The sequence below is a fragment of the Rhodococcus sp. MEB041 genome (assembly GCF_030208955.1).
Classification (GTDB): domain Bacteria; phylum Actinomycetota; class Actinomycetes; order Mycobacteriales; family Mycobacteriaceae; genus Rhodococcoides.
The window spans coordinates 426,386-449,521 of sequence record NZ_JARVSZ010000003.1 but is presented as its reverse complement, the minus strand read 5'-3'; the positions used below and the strand labels follow the sequence as shown (position 1 = coordinate 449,521).

Sequence of the window (23,136 nt, the reverse complement as noted above, 5' to 3'; positions counted from 1 at the left end):
CCGAGACGATGTCCCGCAACCGGGCTGTGATCCCGGGAACAACTCCGCACTTTCTTAGCCTACGCAAGCATAATACTTGTGTGCCCACAACTGTCGCGTCAGGCGGTCTCGACCAGCGTCACAAGATGATCGTGCTGGCCACGTGCTGCCTCAGCCTGCTCATCGTGTCGATGGACGCCACCATCGTGAACGTCGCGCTGCCCGCCATCCGCACCGAACTCGGCGCAACCGTGTCCCAGCTCCAGTGGACCATCGACGTCTACACACTGGTGCTCGCCAGTCTGCTGCTGCTGTCCGGCACCACCGCAGACCGTGTGGGGCGGCGCCGTGTCTTCCAGATCGGACTCGTCAGCTTCGCCGTCGGCTCGCTGCTCTGCAGCCTCGCCCCCACCGCCCCGGTCCTCATCCTCGCGCGCATGATCCAGGCGATCGGTGGGTCGATGCTCAACCCCGTCGCCATGTCGATCATCACGCAGGTCTTCACCGGGAAGGCCGAGCGTGCTCGGGCGATCGGTATGTGGGGGGCCGTGGTCGGCATCTCCATGGCCCTCGGTCCCATGCTCGGCGGACTGTTGATCGAGATCTCCGGGTGGCGGTCCGTCTTCTGGATCAACATCCCGGTCTGCCTCGCAGCGTTCGTTCTGGCCGCCGTGTTCGTCCCCGAGTCGCGGTCGCCCGTCGTGCGCGCGTTCGATCCGGTCGGTCAGCTGCTCGGTGTCGTCATGCTGGCCTCCCTGGTGTTCGGCCTCATCGAGGGTCCCTCGCTCGGATGGTCGTCGCCCATCACCCTCGCGGTGTTCGCCCTGTCCGTGGCCGCGTTCGTCGCGTTCGTCCGCTACGAGAGCAGGCGCGTCGATCCGTTCATCGATCTGCGCTTCTTCCGCAGCATCCCGTTCTCGTCGGCGACGATCGTGGCCGTGTGCGCCTTCGGCGGATACGGAGCGTTCCTGTTCCTCATGTCGCTGTACCTGCAGGAGGTGCGCGGCTTCAGCGCGATCGGCACGGGAGCGTCCTTCCTGCCGCTCGCACTCGCCACGCTGATCTGCTCGCCGCTGTCCGGGCGGATGGTGGCGCGGTGGGGTGCCCGCCCCTCGATGACCATCGCCGGTGTGGTCATCGCCGTCGCCGGCCTGACCCTCACCCGCCTCTCCGCCAGCACCCCCGTCAGTGCACTGCTGGCCATGTTCGCGATCTTCGGAGTCGGCTTCGGGCTGGTCAACGCCCCCATCACCAACGCGGCCGTCGGCGGGATGCCCCGCGATCGCGCGGGTGCGGCGTCGGCGGTCGCGTCGACCAGCCGCCAGATCGGTGTCAGCATCGGCGTCGCGCTGTGCGGGAGCCTCACCACCGCGGGCGCCGCGGCCGGCATCGACGCGGGGTTCGCCGCCTCCACACACACGGTCTGGTGGGCTCTGGCCGCCATCGGTGTGATCGTCGCGGGCCTCGGGCTGGTCAGCGCGAGCAGGCGGGCCACGCGGACCGCGGACGACGTGGCCGCACTGTTCCGCACACCGGAGCCCGCCCGTGCCTGACCGCCGGAGCCGACCGATAGACAAGGCCTGGGCCGCAATGACCTCGCTGGTCTTCGAGAACCGCGACACCTGGCGCCGACGGGTGGCGGCCGAGGTCGACATGCCGTTCAGCCGGGTACGGGTGCTGCGGCGCCTGGTCGACGGACCGCTGACGATGAGCGCGGTGGCCACCGCGGCGGCGATGGACGCGCCGGCGACCACGGTGTGCGTCAACGAACTCGAGTCTCGCGGCTACGTCCGCCGCACCGTCGACGACAGCGATCGTCGCAGCAAGCGCGTCACGATCACCGACGACGGCCGCGCCCTGATGGACCGGGTGCACACGATCACCGACCCGGTACCCGACTCGCTCGCCGACCTCGGCGACGAGGACGCCGCGGTGCTGCACCGGATCCTGTCGGGCGCGGTGTCCTCCGGCGTCGTCAGCCCAGACGGCGCAGACGGGGCTCCAGATCGGTCTTGAACAGCTCCAGGAACCGACGCTGATCGTGGCCCGGCGCATGGAATACCAGATGGTTGAGACCGGCGTCGACGTACGGCTTGACCTTCTCGACGGCCTCGTCGGGATCGGACGCGACGATCCACCGCTTGGCCACCTGCTCGATCGGCAGCTCGTCGGCGGCCTTCTCCATCTCGATCGGGTCGTCGATGGAGTGCTTCTGCTCCGGCGTCAGTGACAGCGGAGCCCAGAAGCGCGTGTTCTCCAGTGCCGCATCGGGATCGGTGTCGTACGAGATCTTGATCTCGATCATGTGGTCGATGTCGTCGACGGGCCGCTCCATCTTCGCCGCACCCTCGGCGACGGCCGGAATGAGCTTGTCGGTGTAGAGCTCCATGCCCTTGCCCGAGGTGCAGATGAAGCCGTCACCGCTGCGTCCTGCGTAGCGGGCGACCACCGGGCCGCCGGCGGCGATGTAGACGGGGACGCCGCCCTCGGGCACGTCGTAGATCGATGCGCCCTTGGTCTTGTAGTACTCACCCTCGAAGTCGACGCGGTCGCCGAGCCACAGCTCGCGCATCAGCGACACAGCCTCGCGCAGACGCGCGAACCGCTCCTTGAACTCCGGCCACTCACCGTCGAATCCGGTGGCGATCTCGTTCAGAGCCTCACCCGTACCCACTCCGAGCATGATCCGGTTCGGGTACAGGCACGCCATCGTCGCGAAGGCCTGCGCGATGACGGCGGGGTTGTAGCGGAACGTCGGGGTCATCACCGACGTGCCCAGCTGCAGGGTCTTCGTGCGCTCACCGACGGCCGTCATCCACGCGAGCGAGAACGGTGCGTGGCCGCCCTCGTGGCGCCAGGGCTGGAAGTGGTCGCTCACGGTCGCCGAGTCCATGCCCGACGACTCCGCGAGAACGGCGATCTCCACGAGCTCGCGGGGGCCGAACTGCTCGGCCGACGCCTTGTATCCCAGCTTCAGTTCCTGTGCCACGCCGAACTCCCTCGTCTACCGCCGAACCCCGGTCACCGTCATGTCTATCAGTCGGGGCCTCCGATCCGCCCGAGGCCTTCGAATCGCAGTGCGCGCAACCCTGTCACCGAGGCGGGCGGCCCGGCACCGTGGGAGGTTGCACGAGCGCGAGGAGGCTGTGGTGCGCTTTCAGGTCCTGGACATCGTCTTCAATCCGCCCCACCCCGTCACCGGGGAGGTGGTACCCGCTGCCGAGCGGCTCGACCGAGTGGTCGACCTCGCCGTGCTCGCGGACCAGCTGGGAATCGACTCCTTCGCGGTCGGCGAGCGTCACGCCGGGGACGTCCTGTCGTCGAGCCCCACGGTGATCCTCGGCGCGCTGGCACAGGCCACGAACCGGATTCTGCTGTCGACCGGCGTCACGGTGCTCTCGGTACTCGACCCCGTGCGTCTCGCGGAGGACCTCGCGACCGTCGACCAGCTGAGCCACGGGCGGCTCGAGATCGTCGTCGGCAAGGGCAACGAGGCGTGGCAGTACCCATTGTTCGGGAAGGACATCGCGCGCCAGTACGAGTACCTGACCGAGAACTACGAGTTGTTCCGTCGACTGATCCGCGAGGAGAACGTCACGTGGTCCGGGCAGCACCGGACTCCGCTCGAGAACGCCACCACTCTGCCGCGGCCGTTCGCCGGTCCCTTCCGCGTCTGGCACGGGTCGGCGACGTCGACACACGCCGTCGACCTCGCGGCCCGGTGGGGTGACCCCCTCGTCACGGCCAACGCATTCCAGCCGCGGGAGAACTACGCCGTCCTCGTCGACCGCTACCGGGAGAAGTACGCCGAGGCCGGGCACGATCCCCGGTTCGCCTTCGTCGGGTCCGGCTCGGGAGGGCTGTTCCTCGCGGAGACGACCGATCAGGCCGTCGAGCAGTACCGCCCGCTCTACGAGGGTGCGGTGGCACAGGCCGACCAGCGTCGGCACGATCCCGGGGCGGTGGGCAAGGTGACGAGCTTCCGCTCGATCGAGGAGGCCGTGGATCGCGGTCCCGCGCTCGTCGGGTCGTCGGAGCGCGTCGCCGAGAAGATCGTGGACTACCACCACGCATACGGGCATGTCCTGCAGTCGGTGTCGATCAACCACCTGCTCGAACCGGAGCACCAGAAGGACATCCTCCGCCAGTTCGCCGAGGAGGTGGTGCCGCGAGTGCGCAAGGAACTTCCCGAACCACTGCTGTGGGGCGAGGACGATTCCCGGCGCGCTGCGGGCTTCACGGCGGGACCGTGATCGTGAGCATCGCGTTCGTGGGCGGAGGACCCCGCGCGACCGGCATCCTCGAGCGGATCGTCGGCCGGGCCGACGAGCTGACCGAACCGATCGACGTCCATGTCGTCGACCCCCACCCGCCGGGTGCGGGGCGGATCTGGCGACGGAACCAGGACCCCCTGCTGTGGATGAACTCCGTCGCGGCGGACGTGGCCATGCTGCCCGACGGGTCGGGCGGTCCCACCCTCGCGGAGTGGGTGACGGCGAACCGGGACACCCTCGTCACGGATCCGGCTCTGCGGGAGGAGGTTCTTCGTTTCACCCCGTCGTCGTTCGCGTCCCGGTCGCTGCAGTCCCACTATCTCGCTCACGTCTTCGAGAGCGCGGTGAAGGCGCGGCCGGATCGTGTTCGAGTGCACGTGCACCGGGCCTGCGTCGTCGACATCGAGGATCGGGGTGTCCACCAGCGTCTGATCCTCGACGACGGCACCGTGCTCGAGGTGACCGATGTCGTTCTGGCGCAGGGCCAACCCGACACTCTGCCGCCGGCAGACGTCCAGGCATTCGCCGCCCATGCCGAGACCCACGGTCTCCGGTACATCGGGCCGGGATACACAGCCGACCTCGACCCGGCGCTGGTTCCCGAGGCCGAACCCGTCCTGATCTCGGGCCTCGGTCTGGCCTTCGTGGACTGGATGGTGCTGCTCGCGGAGTCACGCGGCGGCACCTTCTCGCGCTCCGGTGACGGCACCCTGGTGTACACGGCCTCCGGCCGGGAACCCCTGGTGTACGCCGGATCTCGACGCGGGGTTCCGTACCACGCCAAGATCTCGTACTCCATCGCCGATGCGGCACCGCCTCTCCCGAGGTTCTTCGTACCCGAGGCTTTTCCCGGGACGGAGACGCTCGACTTCCGTACGGCGGTCTGGCCTCTCGCGGTCGCGGAACTTGCGTGGGCGCACTATCACGAGCTGTTCCGCTCCCACCCCGACCGTGTCCGCGGGCCGTTCATCGAACTCGAGGCCGCCCTGGGCCGTGACGGCGCCCGTGCAGTCGGTGAACTGGTCGAACGAATGGTCCCCGATCCCGAGGACCACTTCGACATCGACACGCTCGACCGACCGCTGCGGCACGCCCGAGTCGACTCAGCGGCCGATGCCGCAGAGCAGGTGCACCGCTACATCGAGGCAGACCTGGCACGACGGCGCGACCCCCGCTTCAGCGCGGACGCCGCCGTTTTCTCGGCCCTGCTGTCGGTGTATCGGACTGTGGGAGAGCTCGTTCGGACAGAGCGACTGCGCCCGGACGACGTCGCGTCGCAGGTGGAGGGACAGCTGCATTCCTTCTTCAGCTTCCTCGCGAGCGGTCCCCCGCCCGAGCGCCTGGAGCAGCTGCTCGCACTCGGCCGCGCCGGAGTCATTCGCTACCTCGGCCCCGAGGTGCGGTTCGAGGCGGACGGTGACGGCTTCCGGGCGACCTCGCACGTGCACCACGACGTGGTGCGAGCGCGGACGCTCATCGAAGCCCGACTGCCCAGCGCGTCCATCTCGCGCAGCGCCGACGCCCTGCTGCGATCGCTGCACGAGCGCGGTGAGGTCCGCGAGGTGAGTGCGTCTCCGACGAGTCCGGCCAAACTGGCCGTCGACGGCTCGTCCCGCGTGATCGACGCATCGGGCACGGCGCACCCCCATCGGTACGCGGTGGGAATGTGGGTGGCGGGCCACGCCTGGTCCGGCGCCTTCGCCCGGCCCGGCATCGACGCCGGCTTCTTCCGGCACAACGACGCGATCGCCGCGGATCTCGTGGCCGGCCACCGTGCTGTGTCTCACCCGGCTCGACGCTGAACGAGCAGCTCGTACAGCTGCGTCTCCACCATCGTGGTGGGAAGCGGCAACGGTACTGCCGGCGGAGCCGAGTCGTAGGTGTGGCCCGTCGGCGTCCGGAATCTGACGATGTGGCCGCCGTCGACGTGCTCGACGACCCGCTGGGCCTCCCACCCCTCCGCGTCCTTCGCGTAATTGCAGGCGGCGCACAGTCCCATGCCGTTCTCCGCCGTCGTCGGGCCACCGAACCTGAAGGGGCGTATGTGGTCGTGGTGTCGGATCGGCGCATCGCACCACGGTGTGCGGCACGTCCGGTCGCGGACGTCGATGTAGTGACCGAGTCCCGCCGGGAACACACGCGCCGTCGAGTCCATCGCCGTGAGCTGTCCCGTCGACGGGACGGCGTAGAGCCGCCGCAGGGTCGCACCGACACTCCCGCCGTCGATGCGGTCGGCCACCGCACGGCGGGCCACTTCGGCGGGAACCATGCCGTAGCCGGGAACGTGCGCGGCCTCGTCACCGCCGGCGAGCAACGACTCGTCGGACATGACCAGCTGCACCGCCACCGGGGGACCCGCCGCTGCATCTCCCCCGGTCACGCGCTCGAACAACAGGTCCGCCATCACCTGATCACGCGTTCGACCCTCGGCACGGCCGGCTGCGACGAGCGCGTCCGCGTCTCGGCGCAACGTGGCGTACACGCACACCGCCTTGTCCATCGGCAGCAGCGCCGTCGCGTATCCCATGAATTCCGGAGCCGGACGCACGCTCACGCGGCGCTGCGCAGCCGCACGCGCGTTCCTCCGCACCACGGCCGCGGTATCGAGCTCGACCGCCGCGGCCACCGCGAGCGCGACCACCTGCTTGTCGCCCTTCCCTTCCAACGTCGAGGCGTCGGCACACAACCGGCGATCGACCTCCCGCCGGTCCGCCACGGTGAGGTGCGCCGTCTCCCGCACCAGCAGCATCGCGCGGTACTCGCTCAGGCGGCCTTCGCGCATCGACTGCAGGGTGTACGGCATCTCGTGCACCAGTGCCCGTGCGAGTCCGAGGTATGTGCCACCACGCCGGTGTGACTCGCGACGTGCCAGACCCACCTGTGACGCGATCCCGAGATCCCACTGCTTCCTCGGCAGCCCGCGATCACGCCGATCGGCTCGAACGCTCGCCGCCACCCCGGCGGTCACTACCGCCTGCGTCGCCGCGCCCACGCACTTCAGGGCTTCGATGGCCGTCACGGCATCGATTCCTTCCCGCGCCGACCCGCCGTCCTCCACCAGCCCCAAACGCGCTGTGAACAGCCGTATCTCGTCCACCGACGGTGGGTGCAGCTCTACCGTGTCGTTCATCGATCTCCCCCCGGATCCTCGATTCCTGCAGAAGGTAACTCGAGGGTCCGACACCCTCCGCGCGCCGTAGAGTCGAGCCCATGAGCCCGCTCCGCGCCTGGTCCGACCCGCTCGCCGAGCACATCGTCGGCACGTATTTCGCGTTGCGCGCGGCGATGGCGATCATGGCCGTCGGGTTGCCTCTCCTGCTCGTCGCCTGGTCGCTGCTCGATCCCGACCTTCCCGTGCTCGGATCGATGAGCGAGTACTACTACAGCCCGGCCCGCGACGTGTTCGTCGGAGTGCTCTCCGGGACCGGTATCGCGTTGATCTGCTACCGCGGTCACGGGCCGCTCGAGAACAGACTGCTGAACGCGGCCGGCGCCTTCCTCGTCGTCGTCGCGCTCGTGCCCACGGATCCACCGGGGCAGAGCGACTTCGGCCTGCGTATGACGGTCCACGCCGTCGCCGCCGTGGCCTTCTTCGTCAGCTTCGCGGTGTCGGTCTGGCGGTGCGCGGACGACACCCTGGATCCGTCCCGGGACTCCGAACGGCGAATCCGCCGTTACCGCAGGGCCTATCGAGTCGTGGCGGTCGTGGTCGTCGTCGCTCCGGCGTCGGCGCTCGCCCTGGTGCTCGTCCTCCGCCAGGGCGCGCTCGCGGTACTGGTGGTGGAAGCGGTCGCAGTGATCACCTTCGGCGCGTACTGGACACTCAAGTCCTACGAGCTGCGGGGCACCGAGCTGGCCGAGCAGCCGTGAACCCCGAGCACCGTCAGCGGCGACATCGCACCCGGGTGGACTGGGGCCTGCGCGGAGCCGAGGCGATCGCGTCGGACGCCGACATCGCCGTGATCGTGGACGTCCTGTCGTTCACCACCACGGTGAGTGTCGCTCTCGACCGAGGAATCGGCGTCGTCCCGCACGCGGGCGCCGACACCGAGGAGGTCGCCCGACGTCACGACGCGTCCGTGGCGTTCCGCCGCTCGCAAGCGGCTCCGGGCCGCATCACATTGTCCCCCGGATCGATCCGGTCCGCGCGCGACGTGCCCGCCCGGCTCGTTCTTCCGTCACCCAACGGATCGACCATCGCCGAGGCGCTGGCGACGACACCCGTCCTGGCAGCGGCGTCCCTGCGCACGGCGACGGCGATCGCGCACTGGATCGCGCGCACCGCGGGACCGGACGACTCCGTGGCGATCATCGCTGCGGGCGAGAGATGGCCGGACGGATCGCTACGCCCCGCGATCGAGGACTTCTGGGGAGCGGGTGCAGTCGTCGCGGCACTCGCGGCCGTCGGGCGTCTTCTCGACCCGTCTCCCGAGGCCGACGCGGCGCAGGCAGCCTGGACGCCGGTGGCCGATGATCCGTCGACGGCACTGCGTGACTGCAGTTCCGGTCGCGAGCTGATCGCCCTCGGATTCGACGGCGATGTCGCGGTGGCAGCGGAGGTCGGGGAGAGCGCCGGCGTTCCGATTCTCCGTCAGGGGATCTTCGTCGATGCTGCGAGCGGCGGCCTCAGCGCCTGATCCCGTGGTGCTTCTCGGCCACGTCCGGGTGTGCACGGGTACGCGATTTCCACGCGTTCTCGCCGTAGGTCCGGAAGAGGGGGTTGTCCGGATCAGTGTCGACGCCCCGGGACCGCGCCGCCAACTCGGGTGGAAGGTCGATGAGCGGCACGCGCGCATCCAGTGCGGGGCTGAGGAAGTAGGGAACGGACACCCGGTCCGTGCCGGGCGTCGGCGCGAGGACGCGATGCCGAGTGGCACGCAGGTACCCACCCGTCGCGACCTCGAGCAGTTCCCCGACGTTGACGATGAACGCGCCGGCCACGGGCGGTACGTCGATCCACTCGCCGCCGCGCAGCTCCACCTGCAAGCCGGTCGACTCCGGCTCCACGAGAAGCAACGTCAGCACCCCCGAGTCCTTGTGCGCGCCCACCCCCTGCGGGTTCTCGGTGCTGCCGGGATACCGCACCACCTTGATCAACGTCGCGGGGAGCTCGGCGAAGGCGGCATCGAATGTGTCCTCGGCCGCGCCGAGGGAGACTGCCCAGTGTCGGAGCAGCCGAAGCCCGACGTCCGACAGGGCGGCGTCCCAGGCCTCGAACGCGGGACGCAGTTCGGGTAGCGCGGACGGCCACTGGTTGGGGCCCTGCAGGTTCCAGTATCCCTGCGCCGCGGGAATCACCTCGCGCTCCGGACCGATGTCGATCTGCTCTCGCCAATCGACGGCGCCGTTGGTCAGCTCGCCGCCGAGCCGACTGTAGCCGCGGAACTGGGGCGAGTTCAGTTGACTGATCTCGTCTTTGGCGTCTGCCGGCAGCGCGAAGAAAGTGCGCGCCAGCGACAGGACCGTCGACACGAGCTCGGGGTCGACACCATGACCGGTCAGGTGGAAGAAGCCGTGGTCGTGGGTGGACTCGCGCAATGCCGAACGAAACCCGTCGACATCCGCGGTCGACATGTCGAGAACGGGCAGCGCTGTCACCTGATCGGAAGCTTCTCGCCGGCCTCCACCGCGACGGTCAGCCGGTTCTCGGGAGGCGCCACCGGGCACGTCGCGTAGTCGGTGAGGGCGCACGGCAGGTTGGACGCGCGGTTGAAGTCCAGTGTCACCAGGCCGTCGGCGTCCGCATCGCCGACCGCGAGGGACCGGCACGCGGGGTAGGTGCTCACGCCGCTGGTCTCGTCGGTGAAGAGGATGTGGAAGCCGCCCGCCTTCCCTCGGAATGCGACGAACTGTTGCGGTGCGTTCCCGAGCGTGAAGTCGATGACGCCCAGCCCGGCGTGGTGGTGCTCCAGACCCTCGACGACGGCCGCGGTGGTGACCGTGCGCTCGGAGTCGTACGGCGTGAACGTGCCACTCACGCGCCACTTCTCGTCGGGTGCGAAGGTGGGGATCCCGCCGAACGACGCCAGGGTGGGGGCCGCGGGGTTGTGCACGCGCAGGGCCACCGAGCCGGTGCGGCGAATCACCTCGACGCGCCGCTCACCGGCGGCCACGAGGAGGCCGGGAGCCCCCTCGACGGGGTGCAGAGCGACAGTCCCGTCCACGACCACCCCGTCGACCGACAACCCGTCGCCCGTGCTCGCGGTGACCTGCAGAGTGTCGTCGTCGGCGCGCCACACACCGGGCAGATCCGCCACGGCCGCGTCGGTCTCGGTCAACCAGTACAGACCTGTGAGCGCGACCCAGCCCAACGGATCGCGGAAGTACTCCTCGCGATCGGAATGCCATGCAGTCCAGTCCTGCTCGAACGTGGTGACGGATGTTGTCATGATGCGTACTCCTTCTCGGACGGTGACGATGCGATTCTGCCGAGGACACCGGCGCCGACGTGACGTGCCTCCTCGAGATGGGGGTACCCCGACAGGATGATCTCGTCGACACCTGCCTCGCGATACTCCTCGATGCGGGCCACCACCTCGTCGTGGCTGCCGACCAGCGCGGTGCCGGCGCCGCCGCGTACGAGACCGATGCCCGCCCACAGGTTGGGGCCCACCACCAGGTTCCGACGATCACCGCCGTGCAACGCCAGCATGCGTCGCTGGCCTTCCGATCCCACGGCGCCCAGTTGCGCCTGTCGGGTCCGGACGGTCGCGTCGTCGACATCGGCGATCAGGTCCTCGGCTCGAGCCCACGCATCTTTCGCGCGCTCGCGGGTGATCACGTGCATCCGCAGTCCGGCACGCAGGGTGCGGCCGCGGGCAGCCGCCCGCTCCCGCACGTGGGAGATCTTCTCGGCCACCGCCTCGGGAGACTCGCCCCACGTGAGAAAGACGTCGGCATGCTCGGCGGCGACATCCAGTGCGGCGTCCGATGATCCGCCGAGATAGACGTCGGGAAGCGGCACCGGAGGATGCCCGCCGAAACCGCCGCCGTTCGGTCGGTCCACAGCGTAGTGGTCGCCGGACGGCCGCACCGGCCGGCCGTCGGAGACGGCGCGCGCGATGCCGAGGAACTCACCCGCCCGCGCGTAGCGGTCCTCCTTCGCCAGACGGTCGCCGTAGGACCGCTGCTCGACGTCGTCGCCCCCGACCACCACGTTGAGGAGCACACGTCCACCGGACAGTCGATGGAATGTACTGACCATCTGCGCCGACGTCACGGGCGAGACCTGGCCCGGCCGGAACGCCACCAGGAACTTCAGACGAGTGGTCGCCGGGATCAGCGCCGCGGTGACCAGCCAGGCGTCCTCGCAGTGCCCGCCCGTCGGGGTGAGCACGGCCTCGAAACCGAGTTCCTCGACGGTCACGGCCAATTCGGTCAGGTAGTCGAGTGTCGCGTCCCGATGTCCCGCACCCGCTGCCGAGGCGCCCCCACCGCCGATGGCGACTCCGTGCGAGTGCGCACCGAGCCTCTCGTCGTCACCCCCGGTGGGGAGGAACCAGTGGAATCTCACTCGCCGATACGGGGTCGACGTAGTCCGAGGTGCTCCCGCAAGGTCGACCCCTCGTAGGCGGCCGGGTACGAACCACGTTCCTGCAGTTCGGGAACCAGCTTGTCGACGATGCCGTCGAGCCCGCTCGGCACGAGGTACGGCGTGATGTTGAAGCCGTCGCTCGCCCCTCCGCGGACCCACCGAGTGAGCTCGTCCGCGACCTGGCTCGGCGTACCCGCGAATCCGGTACGCGCCGACGTCTCGATGACGACCTGCCGCAGCGACAGGTTCTTCGCCTCGGCGAGCGACCGCCATTCCCGCACGCGTGCATCCACGTCGATGCCGTTGAACGCCGACCCACGAGCACCGACGACGCCACTGACGATCGGATCCTCGGTGGGGAGCGGTCCGTCGGGATCACGATCGGACAGATCGCGCCCCCACACCTGGCCGGCGATCGACAGCGTCGTCGGGCCGGTGAACTGACCCTCCTTGACCCAGCGCACCTTCTCGTCCACGTCCCGCTCGTGGTCCGCGAGGACGATCTGGGTGCCGGGCAGGATCTTGATGTCGTCGTCCGGTCTCCCTCGGGCCACGAGTCGCGCGCGGATGTCGTTCGCGAAGTCGAGTGCGTCGTCGAAGTGGGTGCCGTGCGCGGAGAAGATCACGTCGGCGTGCTGGGCGGCGAAGTCGCGACCGGTGCTGGAATCTCCCGCCTGGAAGATCACCGGGTGGTCCTGAGGACTGCGGGGAATCGGTGCAGCAGTGACGATGTCGAACTGCGAGGACTGGATGCGCACGGAGTCGGGCGTGCCTCCTGCGTTCCACAACGCCCTGGCGACGTCCAGGAACTCTCCGGCGCGCACGTAGCGGTCCGCGTGGTCGAGGTAGCCACCGCGTCGGAAATTCTCGCCCGTCCACGCGTTGTCCGTCGTCACGACGTTCCAGCCGGCGCGACCACCGGACAGCACGTCCAGTCCCGACAGCCGACGCGCGAGGTCGACCGGTTCGTTGTAGGTGGTGTTCTGGGTGGCCACCAATCCGATGTTCGTGGTGATGCCGGCGAGCGCCGCCAACTGCGTGATCGCGTCGGGACGACCCGCGATGTCCAGGTCGAGGATCTTGCCGCCCTGCTCGCGTAGCCGCAGTCCTTCGCCGAGGAAGAAGGCGTCGAACAGTCCGCGCTCGGCGGTCGTGATCAGACGACGGAACGTCTCGAAGTCGATCTGCGAGCCACTGGCCGGGTCCGACCAGATCGTCGTGTGGTTGACGCCCTGAAAGAAGACACCCAGGTGGACGGTGGCGTCGGGACGGAAGTGAGCGGTCATCGCGCAGCCTCGAATCGGTTGACGGGGCGGGCCAGGCCCAGAGTGGAACGCAGCGTCGTGGCCGGGACCGGCCGAAGGGCCAGGTCCCGCTCGAACAGCTGAGGAAGGACGTAGCGTGCGGCGACGCGGAGATCGTCGTCGATCAGGTCAGGACGCAACCTGATCCCGCCGATCGCGTCGTCGAGGGCAGCAATGCGCTCGACGAGAGCCGCTGCAGCCGCCGGGCTTCCGGGGGCCTCGACGTCGAGAACGACGTGCACCCCGGACACCGCGCGCGCGTCCGCCTCGTTCTCCACGAGGACGACGTCGAGCAGATCTGTGTCGATCTCGCCGAATCGGCCGAACACCACCACCTGACCCTGCGGCGGCCGAGGCACGATCGCGGGGCCCTTCACCGAGTACTTCTCTCCGACGAAGTCGACGTAGTGCAGCTTCTGCTGGTCCAGGAACCGCCCCGTCGGAAAGTCGCGGATCACCGCGTCGTCCTCCCACGAGTCCCACAGCCCGCGCGCCACCGTCACCGAATCACGCTGCTCGCGCGCCAGATCGACGTCGGTCGAAACGACCTCACGGCCCCATGCTGCGGCGACGTCGGGTGTCAGCGACCGGGCCGCCACCCATCCCGCCCGGCCGCGGGACGCGTAGTCCAACGACGCGAGCTGCGACGACAGATGGAACGGCTCCGCGTAGGTGGTGCTGGCGGTGGCGACGAGGCCCACCGTGCTGGTGGTCGCGGCGACGAAGGCCGCGCGCGTGACGGCGTCGACGCCACCCGTCGCCAGATCGCCGTCGTCGAACGTGACGTAGCCGAATCCTGCGTTCTCGGCCGCGGTCACCGTGGCGGCCACGGCTCGTCCGTCGGCCGAACCGACTCCGACGTCGAAGCCGAGTGTCACCGTCCTGGTCATCGTGCGCTCCCTCGTATCGCCCCCGGACACCCGAGGTTAGGAGGGATCCGCACCCGGCACACGGGTTGGAATCGCAGAGATCGGAGGGGAATGTGCGTCAGAAACCGACGCCGGCGAAGGGCGCCGCCGCGGTCCGGAACAGAGCATCGGCCGCCGCGGGGTCGCCCTGCGCCAGGCCAGCGGTCACCAGAGTGGACCACGACGTCCCGCCGAGCAGCACCGACGCCAGATCTCGGACGTGCACCGTCAGATCCGGCGCCGCGTCGACCACCCGCACGCTGTCCGGTGCGACGGCGTAGGTCCCGGCGTTCTCCGGCAGGTCCGGGTCCTGCACGGCGATGGTCACAGCGTCCCCGGGCCCGTACGTGCGCGCGGACAGTGCCGCGGACACGTCGAGGATGCGCAGCCAGGTCTCGTCCTCGGTGCGATCGAGCCGTAGGGATCGGCGATCGTGCATCAGCAGTGGCAGCACGGTGTCGACGGGCAGTGCGGGAAACGTGATGCGGTCGACGAGGTCGAGTCGCAGGAGGAAGCGGACCAGGTCGGCGAACACCGCGTCGTCGGGCGCATGGAGGTCCTCGACGACCACCCGGCGGTCGTTCCCGGACCACCACGTCCGCGGGTCGCGCGGGCGGTACCGGACGTATCCGTCGTCGACCCCGCCGGTGGAGTGCACCGCGTTCCACACCGGACCGGTGTCGGTCCGCCCACGCAGCCTCGACGCGTTCCACCAGACGGGCAGTCGGGTGATGGTGCCCGGTCGACTCGACGGGTGCGACGCGACGATGCCGGCCTGCACGTCGAACACGTCCCCGTCGTCGACGAGGCGGACGGTGCCGCTGGACACGGCCTCCTCCCGCACCGACGCACGGGCGGTGACGACCTCGGCGGACACGGACGAGGTGGCGACGCCGTAGCCGTAGCGGCCGTAGATGACAGCTTCCGACGCACGGAGCGTGGCGACGACGTCCCCGGCATCGCGCGCGTCCCGCAGCTGGCGCCGCAGCAGAGCGGACACGACACCGCGGCGGGTGTGGGTCGGCAACACCCCGACATGGGTGACGGCCAGGTGGGGAACCCGAGCGCCGCCCGGCAGCGTCAGGGTTCCGCGGGCCGAATCGGTGGTCCCGACGAGTCGATCGCCGTCGAAGGCGCCGTAGGTCCGACCGGGCTCGCGCAGACTCGCGATCTCGTCCTCGGTGACCTGCAGCGTGGGCAGTCCCACCATCGCGGCACGGAAGACGCGCTGCGATTCCAGCAGGTCGGACCGCGACTCGAGAATGCGGATGTCGACCATCAGGCGACCTCGGCGATCGTCAGGGTGGTCTGTCGGCGGAGCACGAATCCGAGGGTGTCGTAGAGCGCGACGGCGCGGGTGTTGGTCACACTCGTGTGCAGGAACGGCACCTCGCCCCGCTCCCGGATGCCGTACCCGACAGCGCGGATGAGGCGGGTGGCCAGGCCCTGCCCTCGGTACTCGGGGTCGGTGCACACGGCGCTGATCTCGGTCCAGCCGTCGGGATGCATGCGCTCCCCGGCCATGGCGACGAGCCGCGACCCGTCCCGGACGCCCAGGTACGTGCCCATCTCGACGGTCCGCGAGCGGAACGGTCCCGGCCGGGTGCGGTGCACGAGATCGAGCATCTCCGGCACGTCGTCGGCGGTGAGCACCTGCGCGGCCGGTTCCGGCTCCACCACCAGCGCGGATCCGTCGAACTGCAGCAGCCCGATCCGGTCGAGAACGCGCCACCCGGCGGGCGGGGTGATGCCGTCGCCCCGCAGTGCAGCCTGCTCACCCACCGGGAGCAGGGCGCCGAGATCCACCCAGTCCTCCGCCGTCATGTCCTCGGGGTGACCGAAGAACCCGGCCACCTCGGGGTGGTAACGCGCGATCCGGCCCCGCCATTCGGCGAACCGGGAGTGGGCGCCGACGAGGGACGATCGGATGGGATCGTCCAGCGGATGCGCGTCGGGGAGGGTCGGGATCACCGGAACTCGGTCGTCGCACTGCACCAGGCCACTGTAAGGGTCGGCTCCGACGCCGCGGCGCGTTGTACTCGCGACGATTCCGGAGGGGCAGAATGGTGTCGTGAGCCCCGACAGAGTGAGTCCTGACGACGCCGTGCGACCTGACGATGCTCCGTCCACGACGGGGACACCCCCGTGGACGTACCTGATGGACATGGACGGTGTCCTGGTGCACGAGGAGCACCTCGTCCCCGGAGCGGACCGCTTCCTGAAGGAACTCCAGGACACGAACACCCCGTTCATCGTCCTGACGAACAACTCGATCCGCACCCGTCGCGACCTGCAGGCACGCCTGCGACGGACCGGCCTCGAGATCCCCGAGGAGTCGATCTGGACGTCGGCACTCGCCACCGCCACCTTCCTGGGGAACCAGCGGCCGAACGGTACCGCCTACGTGGTCGGGGAGTCCGGCCTGACGACGGCCCTGCACGACATCGGCTACATCATCACGGACATCGATCCCGACTACGTGGTGCTCGGCGAGACCCGCACGTACTCCTTCGAGGCCATCACCACCGCCATTCGGCTGGTCGAACGCGGAGCCCGTTTCATCGCCACCAATCCCGACGCCACCGGCCCGTCACGCGAGGGATCGCTGCCCGCCACCGGATCCGTCGCCGCGCTCATCACGCGCGCGACCGGACGTGAGCCGTACTACGTGGGCAAGCCGAACGCGCTGATGATGCGGTCCGCTCTGCGGGCCATCGGCGCGCACTCGGAGAACACGCTGATGATCGGTGACCGCATGGACACCGACATCGTGTCCGGGCTCGAAGCCGGTCTCCAGACCATCCTCGTGCTCACCGGTATCTCGACCCCCGCCAGCGTCGAGATGTTCCCGTTCCGCCCCACCCGTGTCATCGAGTCGGTCGCCGACCTCATCGGGCACACCGCGAACCCGTTCGGATGAGATTCGTCTACTCCCGGCCCGACCGCAGCGTCGAGGCGACGGGCACCCGGCAGGCGTTCGATCACATCGACGACGCGCGCGAGGCTCTCGAGGACGGGTCGGCGCGGGTTCTCGTGGGGGCCATCGGGTTCGATGCGTCCACGCGGTGTGCACTCGTCGAACCGTCGACGTTCGACCGGCGCGACGAGCCGCGGACACCGGAGCAGAGCACCCTGCCCGGAGCTGTGATCGCCTCCCAGAACCCACCACCCGACAAACACGTCGCGCGGGTGCAGCGTGCCCTGACGGTGCTGAACCATCCCGGATCCGCACTACGCAAAGTGGTTCTCGCGCGGTCGATCACGCTGGTGTTCGATGCCCCGCTGTCCCCGACGGCGTTCGCGGACACGCTCATCGAAGCGAATCCGATGCACAACGGTTTCGCCGTCGATCTCACCGCGGCGGGTGGTCCGTACTTCGGCCGCCACCTGGTGGGCTCGTCGCCGGAGTTGCTGGTGCGGCGCACCGGAACCCAGGTCATCTGCCGACCGTTCGCCGGAACTGCCGCACGACAACAGGATCCGGTGGCGGACGAGCAGGCGGGCGCCGACCTGCTCGCCAGCGCCAAGAACCTGGCCGAGCACCGCTTCGTCGTCGACGCCATCGCCGAGGCCCTGGCGCCACTGTGCTCGGAGGTGTCCGTCCCCGACGGGCCGACGCTGACCAGCACGCCGGCCGTGTGGCATCTGGCGACCCCGATCACCGCGACACTGGCCGACCCCGCCACCACGGCACTGGATCTCGCGCTCGCACTGCACCCGACACCCGCGGTCGCGGGCAGCCCCACCGACCTGGCGCTCCAGACCATCGATCTGCTGGAGTCCGGACGCAACCGCGACTTCTACGCCGGCATGGTGGGGTGGTGCGACGCGTCGGGCGACGGTGAGTGGATGGTGGCCATCCGCTGCCTGGACATCGCCGCCGACGGCCTCAGCGGGGTCGCGACCGCGGGTGGCGGCATCGTCGCCGCCTCGGACGCGAGCGCCGAGCTGGAGGAGACGACAGCGAAGTTCGCGACGGTGCTCAGGCCCTTCGGCCTCTGACGTCGATCCGGTGCGCCGAGCCGCGGATACCGCGGCTCAGCGCACCGAAGCCGGCCGTTGATGCACTCGGCTCTACCGGGCGAGCGCTCCCGCCAGATCGCCGAGCAGGTCCTCGAGGTCCTCCAGGCCCACGGAGATGCGCACGACTCCGTCCGTGATGCCCACGGCTGCACGGCCTTCCGGACCCATGGCCCGGTGGGTGGTGGTGGCGGGGTGCGTCGTCATCGACTTCGCGTCGCCGAGGTTGTTGGAGATGTCGATGATGCGCAGCTTGTTCAGGAACTCGAAGGCGCGCGCCTTGCCGCCCTCGAGCTCGAACGTGACGACGGTGCCGCCGCCGCTCATCTGCGAGACCGCGAGATCGTGCTGGGGGTGCGACGGCAGGTACGGGTACTTCACCCATCCGATACCCGGCTGCGCCTCGAGGAACTCCGCGACGGCCAGCGCCGAGGCGTTCATGTGCCGCACGCGGAGCGGCATCGTCTCGAGACCCTTCAGCAGAGTCCAGGCGTTGAACGGGCTCAGCGCGGGACCGGTGTGGCGCATGAGCGTCTGCACAGGACCGTCGATGTACTCCTTCGATCCCAGGATGGCGCCCCCGAGCACGCGCCCCTGTCCGTCGATGTGCTTGGTCCCCGAGTACACCACCACGTCGGCACCGAGGTCGAAGCTGCGCTGCAGCACGGGCGTCGCGAAGACGTTGTCCAGCACCACCTTCGCACCGGCCGCATGCGCCATCTCGGTCACGCGCCGGACGTCGACGAGCGACTGCATCGGGTTGGACGGCGTCTCGAAGAACACCGCGGTGGTGGGCACGGCGAGCGCCTGTTCCCACTGGTCCAGGTCGTCGCCGTCGACGAAGACGGTCTCGACTCCCCAACGCGGCAGGATCTCGTTGCACACGACGAAGCACGAGCCGAACAGGCTCCGCGCCGCGACGAGTCGGTCGCCGGCCTTCAGCAGCGCTCCGAGCCCGGTGAAGACCGCGGACATCCCGCTCGAGGTGCCGAAGGCCGCCTCGGCGCCGTCGAGCAACCGCAGCCGCTCCTCGAACATGGTGACGGTCGGGTTGCCGTAGCGCGAGTAGACGAAGTGGTCGATGTCGCCGGTGAACGCCTGCTCGGCGGCTTCGGCACTCTCGTACACGAAACCCGAACTGAGATAGAGGGCCTCGGCGTTCTCCTCGAACCCCGAGCGGTTCAGACCGCCGCGGACACCGAGAGTTCCCTGCCCGACCCCGTCGGGCAGGGGCTTGGAGAACCCGCCGCCGGTGGGGATCACTTCTGCCGCCAGGGCAGTCCGACGGCGCGCCACCCGGCACTGCCGCGGTGTCCCTCGGCGTCGGTCGCGCCCTCGAAGCCGTCGAGCACGTTGTAGGCGGGTCCGAGCCCCGCAGCGGTCGCGGCCTCGGCGGCACCGATGGACCGCTGACCGGAGCGACACAGGAAGACCACAGGGCCCTTGTCGACCCCGGCGGCACGGACCTCGTCGACGAAGTTCTCGTTTTTCGCGCCGTCCGGGTAGGCGACCCACTCGACGAAGGCCGTCGGCTTGTCCAGCGACGAGATGTCCGGGACACCCACGTAGCTCCACTCGGCGTGGGTGCGGACGTCGACGAGCGAGGCCTCCGGATCGGTGCTGAGAAGTTCCCAGGCCTGCTCGGGCGTGATGTCTCCTGCGTAGCTCACGACCCCAGTTTCTCACATGGTCGGCTCGGCCCGATATGTCCGATAGTCGCAGCGTACGGCCTCGAGGGGGCAAGATGAGCCGATGACGGACGACACACTGCGCCCTGCGACGGGCGCCGGCTCACCACAGCCGGACACGAGCGGCGACACGGGGCAGTTCACCCATCGCCAGATCATGACGATCATCTCCGGTCTGATGCTCGGCATGTTCCTGGCCGCGCTCGACCAGACGATCGTCTCGACGTCCATCCGCACCATCGCGGACGACCTGCAGGGCTTCTCCGTTCAGGCGTGGGTCACCACGGCGTACCTGATCACGGCCACCATCTCCACGCCGCTGTACGGGAAGCTCTCGGACATCTACGGGCGCAAACAGTTCTTCCTGACCGCGATCACGATCTTCGTCATCGGATCGGCGCTCTGCGGCTTCGCCACGTCGATGTACCAACTCGCGGCCTTCCGCGCGTTCCAGGGCCTCGGTGCCGGCGGCCTGTTCTCGCTCGCACTGACCATCGTCGGCGACATCGTCCCGCCGCGGGAGCGGGCCAAGTACCAGGGCTACTTCCTCGCCGTGTTCGGCACGTCCAGCGTGCTCGGTCCGGTCATCGGCGGCGTGTTGTCGGGCCAGTCCGAGATCCTGAACATCACCGGCTGGCGCTGGGTGTTCTTCGTCAACGTGCCCATCGGCATCGTCGCTCTGTTCGTCGTCGCCAAGGTGCTGAATCTGCCGCGTCGACACGGCAGCGCGGTCGTCGACTGGGGCGGCGCCGCGGCGCTGGCCGTCGGACTGGTGCCGCTGCTGATCATCGCCGAGCAGGGACGCACGTGGGGATGGGGCTCCGGGCGGGCCATGATCTGCTACACCATCGGCGTCCTCGGCATCGCGGCCTTCATCGCCATCGAGATCAGGATGAAGACGAACGCACTCATCCCGATGCGCTTCTTCCGCAACTCGACGTTCAGCGTCGGACTCGTGCTCTCGGTCATCACCGGTGCGGCGATGTTCGGCGGCATCACGCTGCTCCCCCAGTACCTGCAGGTGGTCAAGGGCTCGTCGCCGACGCTCGCCGGGTTCCAGATGCTCCCGCTGGTGCTGGGCATCATGGTCGCGTCGATCTTCTCCGGCCAGATGATCTCCCGCACGGGCCATTACCGTCCGTATCCCATCATCGGCACGACTCTCATGACGGTCTGCATGTTCGCGTTCTCGTTCATCGAGTACGACACACCGCTGTGGATGATCATGATCGCGATGTTCGGTTTCGGGTTCGGCCTGGGAAATCTGATGCAGCCGCTGACCCTCGCGATCCAGAACGCACTGCCGCCGCAGGACATGGGCGTCTCCACCTCGTCGGCCACGTTCTTCCGGCAGATCGGCGGCACCATCGGCGTCGCGGTGTTCCTGTCCCTGCTCTTCTCGCGCGTGACCGACGCCATCGCGTCGGCTCTGCGTTCCGCCGCGGAGACTCCCGAGTTCCGCGAGGCGGTGGGTCAGGCCGCGTCCAGCACCGATCCCGCGGTGTCCGGCCTCGCGCAGGGGCTCGTGCAGGGCAACGGGTCGGCCGCCGGGGGCATCCTGGACGACACGTCCTTCATCCAAAAGCTGCCCGACGCGGTGGCGGCGCCGTTCCAGATCGGATTCTCCGACGCGATGGACTCGGTCTTCGTCGTGGCCGGGTTCGTGCTGGCGCTGGCCTTCGTGATCAACCTGTTCTACAAGGAGGTCCCGTTGCGCACCCAGGGCGGCCTCGCAGCTCAGGCGTCGGAACGCACGGCGAGCAAGGACGCAGCCGAGTAGAGCTCGTCAGGGACTGCAGAGCAGCCAGTCGTCACCGGACCGCACCGCGTTCCAGGTGAGGCTCTGCTCGCTGCCGTCGAGGCTGACTCGCACGTCGGCCTCGGCGGCGTCACCCTTGACCCGCACCTCCTCGATGTTCTCGAGATCCACCGACGTACCCGCATCCGCCAGCGGTGCGTCGGTGATGCCGGGGCACTGCAGTGCGGTGACAGCGGCGGTGTCGCCGGACTTCACAGCCTCGACGTAGGCGGCGACGGCGGTCCCGACGCGCTGGTTGTCGCTGACGTTCTCGTCGGGCGACCCGGTCAGCGACAGGATCGCGATGATCACCGCCACGACGACCACCACCGCAGCGGCCGCGATGAAGGGCGCTGCGGTGGTGGGTCTCGGATCCTCTTCGGAGCTCATGCTCCGATCATGTCAGCTCGGTGCAGCTCAGCCCTCGAGCGACGGGTAATCGGTGTAGCCCTCGGCGCCGCCGCCGTAGAAGGTGCTCTCGTCGGGGGTGTTGAGCTCGGTGTCGTGGGTCCACCGGGTCACCAGGTCGGGGTTGGCGATGAACGGCCGACCCACCGTGACGGCGTCGGCGATCTCGTCGGACACCAGCTTCTCGGCCTCGTCGCGAGTGGTCATCGCGGCGAAGCCGGTGTTGAGCACGAACGGGCCGCTCCAGGCCGAACGCAGCTTGCCCAGGAACGGATCCTCGGCGTCGACGAGCACGTGCAGGTACGCCAGGCCGAGGCCGTCGATCTGCGACAGCAGCGCCTCGTAGGCACCCGTCGTGTCGTCCTCGGTGATGCCGCTCGCGGTGCCTCCGGGCGAGATGCGGATGCCGACCCGGCCCGCGCCGATGGCGGCGGAGACGGCGCGCACGACCTCCACGACGAGGCGCGCACGGTTCTCGGGGCTGCCGCCGTAGGAGTCGGTGCGGTGGTTCGCGCCGTCCGCCAGGAACTGGTGGAGCAGGTAGCCGTTGGCGGCGTGCAGCTCGACACCGTCGAGACCGGCCTCGATCGCACGGGTCGAGGCGTCGACGAACACGTCGACCACGCGAGCGATCTCGTCCGCGGCGATCTCGCGCGGCGCGGGGATCTCCTTCGACCCACCCTTGGTGAACATCTCGATACCGGGCGCGATGGCGGACGGTGCGATGGCCTCGAGGCCCGAGTTGTCGGGGTGGGACACCCGACCCGCGTGCATCAGCTGGACGACGATCTTGCCGCCCTCACCGTGCACCGCGTCCGCGATCTTCGCCCAGCCGGCCTGCTGCTCGTCGGTGTGCAGGCCCGGGGTGTTGGTGTAGCCCTTGCCGACGGCGGAAGGCTGCGTTCCCTCGGACACGATGAGGCCGGCACCCGCACGTTGGCGGTAGTACTCGACGACGAGGTCACCGGGCACACCGTCGTCACCACTGCGGCTGCGCGTGAGCGGCGCCATGAAGACACGGTTGCGGGCGTGGATGTCGCCGAGTTCGAGCGGCTGGAGCATGGGTGATTCGGGACTGAGTTCGGTCACGTCGATCGGCCTTTCGAAGGTGCTGACTGTCGGGCTGTCCTCTGACGCAAGCCCGAGGGGTCCGCGATCCATGCCCGACTGTGGGCCGCATCACTCGATGGAATCCTGATGTTCACCCAGTTCTCTGTGCACAC

22 protein-coding genes are annotated in these 23,136 nt (G+C 69.2%); 9 read left to right on the top strand and 13 right to left on the bottom strand.

The window, feature by feature from the left end:
- Window positions 1-80: 80 nt before the first annotated feature.
- A complete protein-coding gene (locus QRN16_RS11925) occupies window positions 81-1,532 on the top strand; it encodes a DHA2 family efflux MFS transporter permease subunit (protein WP_502943997.1) in 1,452 nt (483 codons plus the stop codon).
- A complete protein-coding gene (locus QRN16_RS11920; protein ID WP_285186904.1) occupies window positions 1,525-1,995 on the top strand; it encodes a MarR family winged helix-turn-helix transcriptional regulator in 471 nt (156 codons plus the stop codon). Before QRN16_RS11925 ends, QRN16_RS11920 begins: the two co-directional genes overlap by 8 nt.
- On the opposite strand, the gene fgd is transcribed toward QRN16_RS11920, so the two are convergent.
- Window positions 1,955-2,968 carry a glucose-6-phosphate dehydrogenase (coenzyme-F420) gene (gene fgd / locus QRN16_RS11915; RefSeq protein WP_285186901.1) on the bottom strand — a complete coding sequence of 338 codons (1,014 nt, stop codon included), beginning with the start codon at window positions 2,966-2,968 and terminating at the stop codon, window positions 1,955-1,957. The two genes, QRN16_RS11920 and fgd, sit on opposite strands and share 41 nt — an antisense overlap.
- Before the next feature lie 160 nt (window positions 2,969-3,128).
- Between fgd and QRN16_RS11910 the strand changes: the two genes are divergently transcribed.
- Both QRN16_RS11910 and QRN16_RS11905 read left to right on the top strand, forming a co-directional pair.
- Entirely contained in the window at window positions 3,129-4,232 is a 1,104-nt protein-coding gene (locus QRN16_RS11910) for an LLM class flavin-dependent oxidoreductase (RefSeq protein ID WP_285186948.1), read from the top strand.
- A 2-nt stretch (window positions 4,233-4,234) separates the two neighbouring features.
- Window positions 4,235-6,055 carry an FAD/NAD(P)-binding protein gene (locus QRN16_RS11905; protein WP_285186899.1) on the top strand — a complete coding sequence of 607 codons (1,821 nt, stop codon included), beginning with the start codon at window positions 4,235-4,237 and terminating at the stop codon, window positions 6,053-6,055.
- Here QRN16_RS11905 and QRN16_RS11900 read toward each other — a convergent pair.
- On the bottom strand, window positions 6,037-7,383 hold the full coding sequence (locus tag QRN16_RS11900) for an HNH endonuclease signature motif containing protein (RefSeq protein WP_285186897.1): 1,347 nt from the start codon (window positions 7,381-7,383) through the stop codon (window positions 6,037-6,039). The genes QRN16_RS11905 and QRN16_RS11900 overlap by 19 nt on opposite strands.
- A gap of 80 nt (window positions 7,384-7,463) precedes the next feature.
- On the opposite strand from QRN16_RS11900, the gene QRN16_RS11895 reads away from it, so the two are divergent.
- Together QRN16_RS11895 and QRN16_RS11890 are read left to right on the top strand one after the other, a co-directional pair.
- Complete coding sequence (locus QRN16_RS11895) at window positions 7,464-8,123, top strand: DUF998 domain-containing protein (RefSeq protein WP_051613446.1); 660 nt, start codon at window positions 7,464-7,466, stop codon at window positions 8,121-8,123.
- The gene (locus tag QRN16_RS11890) at window positions 8,120-8,890 is read left to right on the top strand and encodes a 2-phosphosulfolactate phosphatase (RefSeq protein ID WP_285186894.1); all 771 of its coding nucleotides are present in this window, start codon (window positions 8,120-8,122) and stop codon (window positions 8,888-8,890) included. The genes QRN16_RS11895 and QRN16_RS11890 overlap by 4 nt, the downstream gene beginning before the upstream one ends.
- Here the strand turns inward: QRN16_RS11890 and QRN16_RS11885 are convergent.
- The 7 genes from QRN16_RS11885 to QRN16_RS11855 form a co-directional block, all read right to left on the bottom strand.
- On the bottom strand, window positions 8,880-9,851 hold the full coding sequence (locus tag QRN16_RS11885; protein WP_285186892.1) for an isopenicillin N synthase family dioxygenase: 972 nt from the start codon (window positions 9,849-9,851) through the stop codon (window positions 8,880-8,882). The genes QRN16_RS11890 and QRN16_RS11885 overlap by 11 nt on opposite strands.
- The gene (locus QRN16_RS11880) at window positions 9,848-10,642 is read right to left on the bottom strand and encodes a DUF1684 domain-containing protein (protein WP_285186890.1); all 795 of its coding nucleotides are present in this window, start codon (window positions 10,640-10,642) and stop codon (window positions 9,848-9,850) included. The genes QRN16_RS11885 and QRN16_RS11880 overlap by 4 nt, the downstream gene beginning before the upstream one ends.
- On the bottom strand, window positions 10,639-11,766 hold the full coding sequence (locus QRN16_RS11875) for an LLM class flavin-dependent oxidoreductase (RefSeq protein ID WP_285186888.1): 1,128 nt from the start codon (window positions 11,764-11,766) through the stop codon (window positions 10,639-10,641). The genes QRN16_RS11880 and QRN16_RS11875 overlap by 4 nt, the downstream gene beginning before the upstream one ends.
- Complete coding sequence (locus QRN16_RS11870) at window positions 11,763-13,073, bottom strand: LLM class flavin-dependent oxidoreductase (RefSeq protein ID WP_285186886.1); 1,311 nt, start codon at window positions 13,071-13,073, stop codon at window positions 11,763-11,765. The genes QRN16_RS11875 and QRN16_RS11870 overlap by 4 nt, the downstream gene beginning before the upstream one ends.
- Window positions 13,070-13,981, bottom strand: coding sequence for an LLM class flavin-dependent oxidoreductase (locus tag QRN16_RS11865; protein WP_285186884.1), 912 nt, complete (start codon window positions 13,979-13,981; stop codon window positions 13,070-13,072). Before QRN16_RS11865 ends, QRN16_RS11870 begins: the two co-directional genes overlap by 4 nt.
- Window positions 13,982-14,078: 97 nt before the next feature.
- Entirely contained in the window at window positions 14,079-15,278 is a 1,200-nt protein-coding gene (locus tag QRN16_RS11860) for a GNAT family N-acetyltransferase (RefSeq protein WP_285186882.1), read from the bottom strand.
- Window positions 15,278-15,994 (bottom strand): GNAT family N-acetyltransferase, encoded by a 717-nt coding sequence (locus QRN16_RS11855; protein WP_285186881.1) that lies wholly within the window; start codon window positions 15,992-15,994, stop codon window positions 15,278-15,280. Before QRN16_RS11855 ends, QRN16_RS11860 begins: the two co-directional genes overlap by 1 nt.
- 163 nt (window positions 15,995-16,157) lie before the next feature.
- On the opposite strand from QRN16_RS11855, the gene QRN16_RS11850 reads away from it, so the two are divergent.
- The gene (locus QRN16_RS11850; RefSeq protein WP_037186095.1) at window positions 16,158-16,919 is read left to right on the top strand and encodes an HAD-IIA family hydrolase; all 762 of its coding nucleotides are present in this window, start codon (window positions 16,158-16,160) and stop codon (window positions 16,917-16,919) included.
- A complete protein-coding gene (locus tag QRN16_RS11845) occupies window positions 16,916-18,001 on the top strand; it encodes an isochorismate synthase (RefSeq protein ID WP_285186878.1) in 1,086 nt (361 codons plus the stop codon). Before QRN16_RS11850 ends, QRN16_RS11845 begins: the two co-directional genes overlap by 4 nt.
- Before the next feature lie 72 nt (window positions 18,002-18,073).
- Here the strand turns inward: QRN16_RS11845 and QRN16_RS11840 are convergent, their stop codons facing one another.
- Together QRN16_RS11840 and QRN16_RS11835 are read right to left on the bottom strand one after the other, a co-directional pair.
- On the bottom strand, window positions 18,074-19,279 hold the full coding sequence (locus tag QRN16_RS11840) for an O-succinylhomoserine sulfhydrylase (RefSeq protein ID WP_027506211.1): 1,206 nt from the start codon (window positions 19,277-19,279) through the stop codon (window positions 18,074-18,076).
- Window positions 19,279-19,689 carry a rhodanese-like domain-containing protein gene (locus QRN16_RS11835; protein WP_027506210.1) on the bottom strand — a complete coding sequence of 137 codons (411 nt, stop codon included), beginning with the start codon at window positions 19,687-19,689 and terminating at the stop codon, window positions 19,279-19,281. The genes QRN16_RS11840 and QRN16_RS11835 overlap by 1 nt, the downstream gene beginning before the upstream one ends.
- Before the next feature lie 82 nt (window positions 19,690-19,771).
- Here QRN16_RS11835 and QRN16_RS11830 point away from each other — a divergent pair, with 82 nt between their 5' ends.
- A complete protein-coding gene (locus QRN16_RS11830; RefSeq protein WP_285186876.1) occupies window positions 19,772-21,487 on the top strand; it encodes an MDR family MFS transporter in 1,716 nt (571 codons plus the stop codon).
- 6 nt (window positions 21,488-21,493) lie between these two features.
- Here the strand turns inward: QRN16_RS11830 and QRN16_RS11825 are convergent, their stop codons facing one another.
- Together QRN16_RS11825 and QRN16_RS11820 are read right to left on the bottom strand one after the other, a co-directional pair.
- Window positions 21,494-21,895 (bottom strand): Rv0361 family membrane protein, encoded by a 402-nt coding sequence (locus QRN16_RS11825; RefSeq protein WP_051613444.1) that lies wholly within the window; start codon window positions 21,893-21,895, stop codon window positions 21,494-21,496.
- 27 nt (window positions 21,896-21,922) lie between these two features.
- Window positions 21,923-22,975, bottom strand: a complete 1,053-nt coding sequence (locus tag QRN16_RS11820; protein WP_027506209.1) for an alkene reductase — start codon at window positions 22,973-22,975, stop codon at window positions 21,923-21,925.
- Window positions 22,976-23,136: the final 161 nt, after the last annotated feature.